A 13,182-nucleotide genomic window follows, 5' to 3' on the forward strand; every position below is an offset into this window, starting at 1 on the left:
CGGTGTCAGCGGTGCCCGAGCCGCGGCCGGCCCGTGCGGGCGGCGAGGCGGCGGCCTTCGAGTACCGTCGCGAGGGCGTAGGCGCCGCCGCCGGCGAGGGTGAGGACCCAGTACAGTCCGGAGCTGCCGAGGAGAAGTGCCGCGGTGGAGGTCAGGGCGAGCCAGGTGCCGAGGCCGTAGTGGAGCAGGTTGCGGCGTGCGGCGCCCTCGGCGATGTAGAGCAGGCCGACGACGAAACCGGAGCCGGTGGGCCAGAGCAGGGACTGCACGTCGGGCAGGCCGAGGGTGGCGGACAGCCCGGTGATGGCGAGGAACAGGGCGGCGAACGCGGTGACCCAGGCGGCGCCGAGGAGCTTGCCGGTGAGCACGACGCCGGCGTCGGTGGCGGTGTGCTGGGCACGCAGGGCGGCGGCGGTGGCCTGGACGGTGCCGAGGGCGAGCCCGGCGCCGAGCAGCGTCATCGGCAGCCAGCCGGGCAGGCCGAGCAGCGGATCGTCGCCACCGGAGACGGCGGCGGAGCCGTGGCCGAGCAGATAGGCGAGCCCGAAGCTGATGTAGGTGGCACGGTTGTCGACGTCGCCCTGGAGGCGTGCCACGGCCGGACGGTCGGTGCCGACCGGCGGGAGGATGGTGGTGACGGACATGGCGGATGCCTCCGGGAGGGGGTGGGGCGTCGTCAAAGGGACCGTGCGGACGAGTCGGGAGGCGACTGCGTCGGTGTCGTGCCGTGGTGCCGTGCCGTGCGTGCCGTGCGTGCGGTGCTGTGGGTGTCGTGCCGAGCCGTGCGGGTACGGGGCCGCGGTGAACCGGACCGGCGGCGCCGTTCGGAAGGTCACGCCTCGGGAACGATGATGATCTTTCCGGCGACGGTGCGGGACTCGGCGAGGGCCAGCGCCGACGCGGCGTCCGACAGCGGTATCCGCGCGGCGATCTGCGGGGTGAGAGTGCCGTCGGCCACCAGCTCCAGCACCTGGGTCAGGTCCTCGGTCATCCGCCGCTGCCAGGAGGCCCGGCAACGGCGCCGGCCCGCCCAGAAGTTGTAGAAGTGCGCGCTCCTGCCGTTCGGCAGGGAGTTCCACGCGGCGAGCCGCCCGAACAGCTTCAGCACCGGCAACTGCGAGTTGCCCGCCTCGTCCTTGGTGGCCGCGGTGCCGTACGAGACCAGCGTTCCGCCCCGGCGCAGGAGTTGCCAGGACTGCTCCACGCCGGCGCCGCCGACGTGGTCGAACACCGCGTCCACGCCCTCCGGCGCGAGTTCCCGGATCCGGCCGTACATGTCCGGGTCGTGGTAGTCCACCATGCCGGCGGCGCCCAGGCCGCGCACGGTCGCGTGGTGGCGGGCGGACGCCGTGCCGATCACCGTGATCCCGGCGTGCCGGGCCAGTTGTACCAGGGTGGAGCCGACGCCGCCGTTGGCGCCCAGCACCACGATCGTCCCGCCGCCCTTGACCTCGGCGACGCGGTGCAGCATCTGCCAGGCGGTGACGCCGTTCACGAGCACGGTCTCGGCGGCGGCCGCGTCCACGCCGTCCGGCACGGGCATCAGGTCCACGGCGTCGATCAGCAGGTGGCTGGCCCACGCGCCGGTCTTGGTGACCGCGCCGAACCGGCGTCCGACGAGCGAGCCGTGCACCCCGGGGCCGGCCTCCGTCACCGTGCCGACCACGTCGTAGCCGGGCACGAAGGGGAACGGTGGCTGGTCGTAGTACTTGCCGCGGCGCATCTGCTGCTCGGCGAACGACACCCCGGTCGCGTCCATCCGCAGGACGACCTGTCCCTGGGCCGGGGCCGGCAGGTCGCGGGTCCGGAGTTCCAGACCGTCCGGCTCGACCGCGCCGGGCAGGACGATCTCGGTCACGGAGGTGGTGACGGTGCTCTTCATGAGATACCTCTGGGATCTGGGGGGCTTCGACTGTTTGCTTACGGTCGTAAGGCTATACGCGTTAGCTCACGGCGGGCAAGAGGGCGCGGCCGTAAACTTCACTGTGTAAGGCAACGGGTCGGAGAACCTCCGGAGCGCGCCGCCTGTCGGGCCGTCAGTCTCGCGCCCGCCCGCGTCCGCGCGCGTCGGTGAAGTTCGCCTATCGGGCGGTTCGTCGTGACCCCCTGGGCCTGCCCTAACGTATGCGGCATGAAGTCGCCGCACCCTTCTGGTCAACTCGTCGGCAGGCAGGCCGAGATGAGCCGGGTCGAGGAGCTGACCGGCGCCGCGCGCGAGGGGCGCGGCGGGGTCCTGGTGCTGCGCGGTGAGGCGGGCATCGGCAAGACCGCGCTGCTGGAGCACGCCGGGCGGGCGGCCTCGGGGTTCCGGACCGTCCGGGCGTGCGGGTCGCAGTACGAGCAGGAGTTGCCGTTCGCCGCCCTCCACCAGCTCTGTGTGCCGATGCTGCCGCATCTCGCCGACCTCGCCGACCGGCACGGCGAGTCCCTGCGGACCGCGTTCGGACTGGTCCCGGGCGAGCCGGACGTGTTCCGCATCGGCCTGGCGACCCTGGAACTGCTGGCCTGCGCGGCCCGTGAACGCCCCCTGCTCTGCCTGATCGACGACGCCCAGTGGCTGGACGCGGAGTCGTCGAAGGTGCTCGGCTTCCTCGCCCGGCGCGTCACCTGCGAGCCCGTCGCGATGATGTTCGCGCTCCGCCCGCCGGACGGCACCCCGGACGGCCAGGACGGCCAGGACGGACCGGACCGTGGCTCGGGCGAACTGGACGAACTGCCCGCCCTGTATGTCGGCGGGCTGTGCGACGCCGACGCGCGGACCCTGCTGGCGGCCAGGAGCCACACCGTGCTCGACGACCAGGTCCGTCAGCGGATCCTGGCCGAGGCGCGGGGCAACCCCCTGGCCCTGCTCGAACTGCCCGGGGCCGGCGGGTTCGCCCCGCCGGACACGCCGTCGGTGCCGACCCGGATCGAGCGCGGGTTCCGGTCCAGGCTGGCCGGACTGCCCGACGGAGTACGGCTGCTGCTGACCGTCGCGAGCGCCGACCCGACCGGCGATCCGGGCCTGCTGTGGCCCGCCGCGCGCCGGCTGGACCTCGATCCGGCGACGTCCGGCGCGGCCGCGGCCGCCACCGGCCTGATCGAGTTCTCCACCCGCGTCCGGTTCTGCCACCCGCTGGCCCGGTCCGCGGTCTACCGGGCCGCGACGGCGGAGCAGCGCGGTACGGCCCACCGGGTGCTGGCAGAGGCCACCGACCCGGTCGTGGACCCCGACCGGCGCGCCTGGCACCGAGCCCAGGCCTGCACCGGCCCCGACGAGGACGTGGCCGCCGAACTGGAGCGGTCCGCGCGCCGTGCCCGCGCGCGTGGCGGGGTGGTGGCCGCGGCCGCGTTCCTCGAACGCGCGGCGGCCCTGTCGCTGGACACCGGCCGGCGGACCGAACGGACGCTCACGGCCGTGCGGGCCAACCTCGACGCGGGCGCCACCGCCACCGCGGTGGAACTCCTCACCACCGTCGAGCACGCGGCACTGGACGAACTCCAGCGAGCCCGGGCCGAGTCGCTGCGCGGGCGGATCGCCTTCGTACGGCACAACGACGGCGACGGCCCGATGTTCATGCTGCGCGCGGCGCGGCGGCTCGCGGGACCGGACCCGGAACGGTCCCGGGACTGTTTCCTGGACGCGCTGGAGATGAGCCTGGTCGTCGGCCGGGCCGCCGGGGTGATGGACCTGGTGCTGGCGGCGGCCCGGTCCGCGGCGCCCGCACCGCGCGGGCCGGACGTCCTGGACGCGCTGATCCGGCTGGACGCGGACGGGCACCGGGCGGCGGTCCCCCTGCTGCGCAAGGCCCTCGACGGCGACGGCGCCCCGCTGTGGACCCGGCGGCCCGCGCTCGCCGCCATGCTCGCGACCGAGCTGTGGGACCCGCACACCCATACGGCGATCAGCGAGTGGCTGATGAAGACCGGCCGTGAGTCGGGTTCGCCTCTCGTCCTGCGCCTGGGCCTCGCCCAGACGGCGTCCGGTGCCGTGTTCCGCGGCGACCTGGGACGGGCGCGGGCGGCGATCGCGGAGGAGGAGGCGATCGCCGACGCGATCGGCGGGCCCCCGGTGACGTACCACCGGCTGCACCTGGCCGCGCTGCGCGGCCGTCGCCAACCGGCGCTGGAACTGTTCGAGGAGGTCACCGAGGCGGCGACGGTCCGCGGTTCGGGGCAACTGATCGCCAACACGCACTGGGCGGCGGCCGTGCTCCACAACGGCCTGGCCGACTACCCGGCCGCGCTGGCCGCGGCCCGCCGGGCCACCGCGCACGGCGACCTCTTCCTCGCCGGGATCTCGCTGCCGGAGCTGGTGGAGGCGGCCGTCCGGTGCGGGGAGCGCGAGGCCGCCGCCACCGCCCTGGAATCGCTCACCGAGCGCACCGAGGCCGGCGGCACCCTTTCGGGCCTGGGCGTCGCGGCGTACGCGCGCGGGCTGGTGACCGGGGTGGAGGACCACTACCGGGAGGCCGTCGAGCACCTGGAGAAGAGCCCCATGGTGCCCTACCGCGCCAGGGCCCATCTCCTCTATGGGGAGTGGCTGCGGCGCGCGGGCCGCCGGCGCGACTGCCGCCGCCATCTGCGTACCGCCCACGAGCTGCTGTCCGACGCGGGCGTGGAAGCGTTCGCCCGGCGGGCCGCGGACGAGCTGCGCGCCACCGGGGAGCGGGCTCCCGGCCGGTCCGGGCCCGCCTACGACCAGCTCACCGCGCAGGAGATGTACATCGCGCGGCTGGTCGCCACCGGCGCCACCTCCAAGGAGGTCGCCGCCCGGCTCTTCCTCAGCCCGCGCACCGTCGACGCCCACCTGCGCAACCTCTTCCGCAAGCTCGGCATCACCTCCCGCAGGCACCTCCGCGACCATCCCGCCCTCGGGGACCTCGGCGGCCAAGGAGAACATCCATAAGCTTCGCGCTGTAAGGTAACGGTATGGGAGACGACAGCTCAGCGACACATGTCCGCGTCCGCAACCGCCGAGGAGAGGGGTCGAAACTGCGGGAGGAGATCGTGACGGCCGCGGTCGGCCTGCTCGACGAGACCGGTGACGAGAGCGCCATCACGCTGCGCTCCGTCGCCCGCCGGGTCGGGATCGCCGCCCCCTCGATCTACCGCCACTTCCCGGACCAGCCCGCCATCATGCTGGCCGTGGTGCGCAGCGCCTTCGCCGAACTGGACGGGCAACTGGGCGCCGCCCTGGACGCCGCGGCCGACACCCCCCGTGCGCGGCTCCTGGCCCTGTGCCGGAGCTACCTGCGGTTCGCCCAGGAGCACCCCGGGCGGTACCGCACGATGTTCGGCGGGGTCTGGTCGCCGGAGCCGAACGGGACCTCCGTGACCCGGGAGGACATGGCCGCCCTCGGCCGGACGAGCATGCTGCGACTGGCCGAAGCGCTTCAGGACTGCGTCGCCGACGGCTCTGCGACCAGCACCGACGTGCACGCCGACGCGGTCGCGCTCTGGCTCGGCCTGCACGGACTCGCCCACCAGCGGGTGGTCGCCCCCTCGTTCCCCTGGCCGCCGGACATCGCCGACCGGGTGATCGGCACCCTCGCGCACCTCACCGGGGCGGGCGGGGCGGCGCGAGGGGATGACGCGAGGGGGTGACGCGAGGGGCGTGGCGCCGGCGGGCGCCACGCCGTGGGGTGCGGTGCCGGCCGGTCAGGAGGCCGGCGCGTTCCACAGATCGCAGCGGTGCGCCTCGGGGAAACCGGTCCCCGACGTGATCGCCTCGGGGGCGAGCGTCTGCACCTGCGGGAACAGATGCCAGCGGGGGCCGTCCGCCGCGTACGGTACGCCGGTCTTCGCGAAGTTGGTCCAGTAGTCCACCATCGTGGCCGACAGCGCGTTCTGGGCGGGGGTGCCGGAGACGGCGCCGAAGACGTACCGGATCTCCGAGCCGTGCGGGGCGCCGATCGGGAAGCTGATCGGGAGGTTCAGGTAGTCCATGGCGTGGCGGTCGGCGAACTCGTACTGGTACGAGAGGGTGTGCCGGGCCATCAGGCCGGCGGTGCGGGACTGGGCGCAGGCGAACTGGGAGTCGGTGAAGACCGCGCCCAGCGCCTCGGCGGGCGTCCCGTATCCGGAGAGCGGGTAACGGGCCAGGATCGCGTCGGCCCGCTCGCCGTAGAGCGCCCGGACCGCGAGCGGGTAGCCGGCCGCGGTGAGCTGCCGGCCCGCCAGGTCGTAGGTGCTCGCGACGGTCAGCCGGCCCTCGTCGGCGGTGGTGCCCTGGAGGACCGGGACGCGGTGGAACCGGCCGCTCTCCAGCGCCTCCGTCATCTGCAGCGGCAGCACCTTGCCGTCGACGTTGGGCGTCCAGCGGGCGGTGGGGGTCAGGGACGCGGCGAGCACCTCGGCGGCGGGCTTCGCGCGCAGGCAGGCCACGTCGGCGCAGCCGAGCGAGGAGGTGGCCCAGGCCGTGCCGTTGTTCTGCTGCGACTGCTGGGTGGGCAGCGGGAATCCGCAGCCGGACTGGGCGATGGCCCGGTCGAACTGTCCGGCGGTGCGCGGGGAGATCAGGTTGTGGCAGACGCTGCCGCCGCCGGCCGACTCGCCGAAGAGCGTCACGTTGTCCGGGTCGCCGCCGAACGCCGCGATGTTCTCCTGCACCCAGCGCAGGCCGGCCTGCTGGTCGAGCAGCCCGTAGTTGCCGGACAGCCCCTGCGCCGACTCACCGGCCAGGCCGGGGTGGGCGAAGTAGCCGAAGGCGCCGAGCCGGTAGTTGAGGGTGACGACGAGTACGTCTCCCCGCGCGGCCAGTGCGCTGCCGTCGTAGAACGACCCGGAGCCGACAGTGAAGCCGCCGCCGTGCAGCCACACCATCACCGGCCGTTTGAGCGCCGACCGCTTCGCGGGCGTGTGGACGTTCAGATACAGACAGTCCTCGCTGGGGGTGCCGGGGCCCGCGAGGTCGCCCCAGGGACTGGAGGAGTCGCCCTGCAGGCAGGGGTTGCCCGGCACGGTGGCGTCCCGGACGCCGGTCCAGCGCGCCGGCGGCGCCGGCGGCTTCCAGCGCCCGGCCCCGACCGGGGGCGCCGCGTAGGGGATGCCGGCGTAGGTGTGGGCACTCTCGCCCGCACTGCCCCGTACCTGTCCGGAGCGGGTGGTGACGACGGGGGCGTCGGCCGCCGCCGCGGGCAGGTGCGGCAGGCCGACGGCGGCCAGGAGAAGACCGCTCAGCAGCACCGTTAATCGACGAGTCCATGACAATCTTCGGTCTGGGCTCGCCTGTTCTCTTGCGCGCGGACCGGACATCGGCACCTCCGTGGGGAAAGGGCGGAAACGGTCACTGAAGCCTCGCAAGGCGCCGGTCGCCGGCCACCGCGTAAATCACCAGTCTCGGCCACTCCCAACCGACCGCTGCAGCCGTCTTGTCGCTGTGTGGCACGAAGCCCTACTCTCCAGTACTGACTGACCAGTCAGTAACCAGGCGCTCCGGAGGGGACTTCGGGAGGTCAGTCGTGTGCGTCCAAGGCCGCGGCCGCGGCGGCAGGCCGTCACCTCGCCCTCGCCACCGCCGGCCGGTGTCACCCCCACCCCTCGATGAAGCAGGGAGAGCCGCTCATGGAACAAGCTCGCTCGCACAGCGCCCCCCAGCCCCCGCCGCGCAGATCCGGCACCCGGCCGAAGCGCGGCGGAAGCCGGCTGATCGCCCTCGCCGCCGTCGCCGCGCTGGCGTGCGTGGGCGTGCAGGCGGTCCCCGCCACCGCCGCACCCGACGCCGCCCCCGGCACCGCCGTACCCGCCTTCTACGACCCGCCGGCCTCCCTGCCCGCGGCCAACGGCGCGCTGGTGCGCACCGAGCCCCTCAAGCTCGCCCTCAGCCTGCCCGCGCTCGGCGGGCCGCTGCCGGGCAAGGCGACCCGGCTGATGTACAAGTCCACGGACTCCAACGGCCTGCCCGTCGCCGTCACCGGTGCCTACATCGAGCCGACGGCCGCCTGGCAGGGCGGCGGCGCGCGACCGCTGGTGGCCGTGGCGCCCGGCACCATGGGCCAGGGCGACCTGTGCGCCGCGTCCCAGGGACTGGAGCGGCCGATCACCCTGGACGGCGAGACCGTGTCGGTCGGCTACGAGGACCTCTCGATCTACCGGCTGCTCGCCTCCGGCGCCGCCGTGGTCGTCACCGACTACGTCGGACTCGGCGCCACGGACCGGCTGCACACCTACGTCAACCGCCTCGACGGCGGACGGGCCCTGCTCGACGCGGTCCGCGCGGCCCGTACCGTGCCCGGCACCTCGGTCACCGCGGCCTCCCGCGTCGGCCTCTTCGGCTACAGCCAGGGCGGCGGCGCCAGCGCGTCGGCGGCCGAACTCCAGCCCGCCTACGCTCCGGAGATCACCCTCGCCGGCACCTACTCGGGCGCGCCGCCCGCCGACCTCGCCCAGACCCTTGAGGGCATCGACGGCAGCGCCCTGGTCAGCGCCCTGGGCTGGTCCCTGAACGGCTTCCTCCAGTCGGACCCCGAACTGCGGCCGCTCGCCGACAAGTACCTCAACGCCGCGGGCGAGGCCGCGCTGGCCGACCTCGCCACGGCCTGCATAGGCGACGGGCTGCTCGACTACGCCTTCAAGAAGAGCGAGTCCTGGACGACCACGGGCGAGTCGCTCAGCGAGATCGTCGCCAAGGAACCGGTGCTCCAGCAGACACTGGCGGACCAGCGCATCGGCACCCGCAAGCCGAGCGGCCCGGTCCGGGTGGCGACCGGCGTCCAGGACGACATCGTCCCGCACGCCCAGGCCCGCCGGCTCGCCGTCGACTGGTGCGGCAAGGGCGCGAACGTCACCTACGAGCCCGTCATCCTGCCCAACCTCGGTGACGGCCTGCTCACCAACCACCTGGTGCCGCTGGTGACCGACCAGGGCAACGCGATCACCTGGCTGACCGACCGGCTCTCCGGCAAGCAGGCCACCTCCAACTGCTGGTCCATGCCGCTCCAGCCCTGACCCGGAAAGGACACACAAGGCCGAAGCGCCGAAGCGGCACGACCCGAGGTGACGGGTCGTGCCGCTTCGGCGACCGGGGTGCCGGGGTGCCGGGGTGCGGCCCCGTGCCCCGGTAGCACCGTGCTTCCGTGCCCCCGTGCGCTCCTACTCGCCGCGGTCGCGGTCCAGCAGGTGGAGGGCGCGCAGCGACGCCTCCAGGGCGAAGCGGTGGTCGGGGTCGGTGAGCCGGTCGCCCAGGAGGCCGTCCAGGTTCCGCAGGCGGTACCGGACGGTCTGGGCGTGCACGCCCAGGATCTCGCCGACCTGCTCCGCCGGTGCCCGCGTGGAGACGTGCACCCGCAGGGTCTCCACGAGCCGGTCGCGGCGGCTGGCGGGCAGTCGGTCGATCGGAGCCAGCTCCCCGGCCGCGAGACGGGACACCAGGGCCGGGTCCGACAACAGCCACAGGGTGACCAGATGGTCCTCGCAGCGCACCACGGGCGCGTCGGCCACGACGCCCTCGTCGATGAGCTGGAGCACCCGGCGGGCCCAGCGGATGGAGTCGGCCGCCTGAGCCAGGGGCACGGTCAGCCCCACCACGGCGTGCGAGCCGGTCAGGGCCGCGTCGAGCATCGCCAGCCGCTCCGGGGTCAACGCCCCGGGCACCAGCAGATGCGGCTGCGGGATGTCCAGGTCGGCCAGGACGTCGTCGGCCAGCCCCGCCTCCAGATGGTCGGGGACCGGAGCGCGCAGGGCGACCATGGTGACGTCGGCCGGCAGTTGCCAGACGGCCGCCTCGCAGAGCCCGGTGAGCGCCTGGGGCAGCGGCGGTGCCGCGAGGATGAGGTGCAGCAGCCGCCGGCGCTGGGCCGGTACCTCCGAGAAGGCCCGTGACTGCACCTCGACGTAGCCCTCGCGGGAGATCCGTTCCAGTTCCTCGACGTAGGCGAACAGGGCGTCGGCGAAGGCGAGGATGAGGGTGGGGGAGAGCCGGTACTGCTGGCCCAGGGCCTTGGCGCGGCGCAGCGCGATCCGGGCACCGAGCCGGTAAGCGCCCTGGAGGGTGTCCAGTTCACGCCCCTCGTAGGCTTCCACCCGGCCGAACTTGCGCAGCAGTTCGTCGCGGAGCGCGGCGTTCTTGCCCGGGTCGGCGACGCGGTCCACGAAGGCGTACAGGGCCTGCTCGACGCCCTGCCGGATCGCGTCGGCGTTGGGGCCGTTGAGCAGCCGTCCGTACACCGGATAGGCCCGGGTGACCTCGACGCCTATCTCTTTCATCAGGCCGGGCAGTTCCGGTCGCATGAAGGCGGCGAACTCCTTGGGAAGGGGTTCTAGCGGTTCACCGACTTCCGGCGGCCGCGTGGTTGAAGGCATGAGTGCCGTCCCTTGCTCTCCGATGCGCCCATGGGCTACCGGCCGTGCGCCGCTCCCTCACCGAGGGAGCGGCGCACGACCGGACTTGAGGTGATGTGTCTCTGGGCTGCTGAAGCTAAATCAACTTCGCTGGGACGTACACAGCCTGTGCGCATTTCGATGCGGTGAGACGGGGCGGGACTGCCGGGACGGCTGAGAATCGCCGTTGCGCGGCCATTAGTTGACGGCGGAGTGCCAGTTCTGGGCCAGCCGCTTGCCCGCGTCGGGCGCGACCGTGCCGGGGGCGTTCAGACCGGCGAGGTAGGTCTGGGTGTTGTTGAGCGTCAGGCTGTTCTTCCCGGCCGCCGAGGGCAGCCCGGTCTTGGCGTTGACCGCCGCGTCGATCAGCCCGAACAGGCCGAGGCCGCAGCCGCTGGCGCCGGGCACGGCGAAGCTGGTGTCGTTCTGGGTCGCCCCGGTGAGGTTGATGCGGCTCATCTCGCCGTCGTCGGCGACCGTGCCGTCACCGTTGAAGAACGACATGCCGAACTCGGGGAACTGCAGGTTCTTCGGGCGCAGCACGATGGGGCTGGTCTTGGTCCCGATGTAGCACTTGCTCCCGAGGATCGGGTTCTCCAGGTGGATGCGGACCGGTATGGCGACGATCTGCTGGTCGGTGAGGATGCCCGCGGTCTGGTCGAAGTCGTAGGGCGCGCCGACCGACTCCACGGTGGCGGTGATCTTGTTCAGGGTGCTGTCGCTGAGCTGCTCGCAGATGGCCGTGAGGCCGGGGAGGTTGCTCGGGCACATCAGGCCGAGCAGACCGCCGGGGACGGTCGCGGAGTCGGCGATGAGCGCGCCGGCGGCCGGAGCCACCACGGAGCTGGTCCCGTCGGAGTTCTGGATGACTCCGATCTGGAGGTTGGTCTTGCCGGTGGTGACGGTGGTGTTGCCCAGTTTGATGGTCCCGTTCGGCGAGGTGGAGACCACGCACTGCGGGGTCTGGGCCAGACCGTCCGCGGCCAGCATCGCCGGCGCGTCCACGGGACAGCGGGTGAAGGGCGCCCACTCGCCGTTCGGTGCCGCGGCCGCCGCGGTCGCGGTGCCCATGGAGGCGAAGGCACCGAGCGCGGTGCCGAGCGCGACGGTGGTGGTGGCGACTCTGGTGCCGAGGGTGAACCGCATCTTGTGGCCTTCCGGGAGAGGGGTGTGAAGGAGAGAGGAACGAGGAAGCGAAGGGCGGGAGAGCGAGCGGCGGGGCGTGCGGGGCGCAGGCGTGCCGGGGCGGGCTTCAGCGTTCGGCCACGGGGACCTTGAGGGGCTGCAGGTCTTCGGTGCACTCGTCCGGGTTCGGCACGTCGGCCGAGACGAAGCAGGCCTGGCCCTGGATCTGCTTGACGTAGTTGTCGGGGCCGGAGACGGAGGCCGTGAGCAGCCGGTCGAGGTTCTCGCCGTCGGCCGTCGCGCAGCCCGTGAAGGCGGGGATGGTGACCTTGCCGGTCAGCGGGCCGCCGGAGAGCAGCAGATAACCGGTGGCCGGCTCGCCCGTGACCTGTTCGCCCCGGCCGTGCAGGACCAGGTGGTCACCGGGGTACTTCGCCGGCTCCGGGTCCGGCGAGGCGAGGGAGGTCCTGGTCCGGCAGTCCGCCCCCACGTCCAGCGGGGTGCCGTTGATCTCCAGGGACGTCACCCGGAGCACGATCGGCGCCCGGACGTAGGTGTCCGTGCTGGTGAACAGGAAGTCGGTGCTGCCGTGGGAGTCGATGGTCATCGGCCCCGTCTGCTCCAGCACCATGGTGGCCGTCGTCGGGGTGAAGTCGAAGGTCAGGAAGGTCGCCTCGAAGGGAGGGGTCTGCTTGCGCTGCGCGTGGTAGAGGTCGGCGGTCGAGTGCTGGGTGATGGTGGCGCCGCTGAAGTCGGGGAAGAACTCGAACTGCGGCTCGCCCTGGGTGATGAGCGTGCAGAACGGGGGGATCAGCGCCGCGCCGTCGAGCTTGTTCACGTTGGCGTAGCCGGTGATGTAGGCGTTCAGCGACATCGGTCCGGCCGGGTACTTCTCGTCGTACTTGCACGTCGGCGCGGTCCGTTCGGCGGCGGCAGCGCCCGGTGCGGTCCCGTCCACCTTCGGGGCGCGGTCGTCCTGACGGCTCTCCGGCTCCTCGCCGGGCCGCCCCGGCGTGCCGGAGGCGGAGGGCACCTGGGACTCAGGTCCCGACGGCGAGCCGCTCGGGGTGTCCGTACCGCCGCCCTGACCGGTCCCGACGGGGACGGTGGCCAGTTCACCCCCGGCCGGGGCCCCGTCGGCGAGGACGCAGTCGACGGTCAGCGCGGCGGGGTCGGTGGCGCCGCCGTCCGCGGTGGCCGGCGTCAGGTCGACGGCGAGCTTCCCGGCCGAGAAGACCAGTTCGCCCGTGCCCTGCCCGGTCACCGAGGGGACGTCCCCGGTCGCGGTCAGCGTCAGGGGTCCGGACGCCGGGAGGGCCGTCGGCTCCGTCTCGCCGCGCCAGGTCGCCTCGGCGGTGGCCTCGTCCTGGGTGACGCCGACGGCGAGCCGGGTCGCCGCCCGGACCCCGGCCGCGCCCAGTGCGGTGAGGTCCGCGACCGCCGGTTCCGGCAGTTCGACGGTGGTCGTGACGTCGGTGGGTTCGACCGGCTCGGCGGCCGCCACCCGGTCGGGGAAGGTCGCCGAGACCCGTACCGTCACGGGCTGTTCGCCGGACGGGAGGGCGCAGGTGTAGGGGAGTGCGGCGTCGACCTCCTGCGCGCCGGCCGCGACGGCCGCCGCGGGCACGGTCGCGGCCAGCACGACGAACGCGGCGATCGCCGCGCGCCGGGCACGGCTGCGGGCCGTCCGTCGGACGGCGGTACGGGGGCCTGTCATCTGTCACTCCGCTCGGGTGGCTCGGTGGTGCGGGCGGCGGC

The 13,182-nt window shown here is 73.5% G+C and carries 9 protein-coding genes; 3 read left to right on the top strand and 6 right to left on the bottom strand.

The window, feature by feature from the left end; all coding sequences use genetic code 11:
* Positions 1 to 5: 5 nt before the first annotated feature.
* Positions 6 to 644 carry an ABC transporter permease gene (locus ABEB00_RS03295; protein ID WP_345617309.1) on the bottom strand — a complete coding sequence of 213 codons (639 nt, stop codon included), beginning with the start codon at positions 642 to 644 and terminating at the stop codon, positions 6 to 8.
* A gap of 188 nt (positions 645 to 832) precedes the next feature.
* On the bottom strand, positions 833 to 1,882 hold the full coding sequence (locus ABEB00_RS03300) for a medium chain dehydrogenase/reductase family protein (RefSeq protein WP_345617310.1): 1,050 nt from the start codon (positions 1,880 to 1,882) through the stop codon (positions 833 to 835).
* 249 nt (positions 1,883 to 2,131) lie between these two features.
* Here ABEB00_RS03300 and ABEB00_RS03305 point away from each other — a divergent pair, with 249 nt between their 5' ends.
* On the top strand, positions 2,132 to 4,888 hold the full coding sequence (locus ABEB00_RS03305; RefSeq protein WP_345617311.1) for an AAA family ATPase: 2,757 nt from the start codon (positions 2,132 to 2,134) through the stop codon (positions 4,886 to 4,888).
* 23 nt (positions 4,889 to 4,911) lie between these two features.
* Complete coding sequence (locus ABEB00_RS03310) at positions 4,912 to 5,586, top strand: TetR/AcrR family transcriptional regulator (protein WP_345617313.1); 675 nt, start codon at positions 4,912 to 4,914, stop codon at positions 5,584 to 5,586.
* 54 nt (positions 5,587 to 5,640) lie between these two features.
* Here the strand turns inward: ABEB00_RS03310 and ABEB00_RS03315 are convergent, their stop codons facing one another.
* Positions 5,641 to 7,167, bottom strand: coding sequence for a carboxylesterase/lipase family protein (locus tag ABEB00_RS03315; protein WP_345617314.1), 1,527 nt, complete (start codon positions 7,165 to 7,167; stop codon positions 5,641 to 5,643).
* A gap of 378 nt (positions 7,168 to 7,545) precedes the next feature.
* Between ABEB00_RS03315 and ABEB00_RS03320 the strand changes: the two genes are divergently transcribed.
* The gene (locus ABEB00_RS03320) at positions 7,546 to 8,928 is read left to right on the top strand and encodes a lipase family protein (protein ID WP_345617315.1); all 1,383 of its coding nucleotides are present in this window, start codon (positions 7,546 to 7,548) and stop codon (positions 8,926 to 8,928) included.
* Positions 8,929 to 9,072: 144 nt separating this feature from the next.
* Here the strand turns inward: ABEB00_RS03320 and ABEB00_RS03325 are convergent, their stop codons facing one another.
* From ABEB00_RS03325 to ABEB00_RS03335, 3 genes are all read right to left on the bottom strand, one after another.
* Positions 9,073 to 10,281: a PucR-like N-terminal domain-containing protein gene (locus tag ABEB00_RS03325; protein ID WP_345617317.1), complete on the bottom strand. Its 1,209-nt coding sequence runs from the start codon at positions 10,279 to 10,281 to the stop codon at positions 9,073 to 9,075.
* Positions 10,282 to 10,497: 216 nt separating this feature from the next.
* Positions 10,498 to 11,445 carry a hypothetical protein gene (locus tag ABEB00_RS03330; protein ID WP_345617318.1) on the bottom strand — a complete coding sequence of 316 codons (948 nt, stop codon included), beginning with the start codon at positions 11,443 to 11,445 and terminating at the stop codon, positions 10,498 to 10,500.
* A 106-nt stretch (positions 11,446 to 11,551) separates the two neighbouring features.
* A complete protein-coding gene (locus tag ABEB00_RS03335) occupies positions 11,552 to 13,141 on the bottom strand; it encodes a DUF6801 domain-containing protein (protein WP_345617319.1) in 1,590 nt (529 codons plus the stop codon).
* Positions 13,142 to 13,182: the final 41 nt, after the last annotated feature.

This window comes from Streptomyces ziwulingensis, from assembly GCF_039542605.1.
Lineage (GTDB): Bacteria > Actinomycetota > Actinomycetes > Streptomycetales > Streptomycetaceae > Streptomyces > Streptomyces ziwulingensis.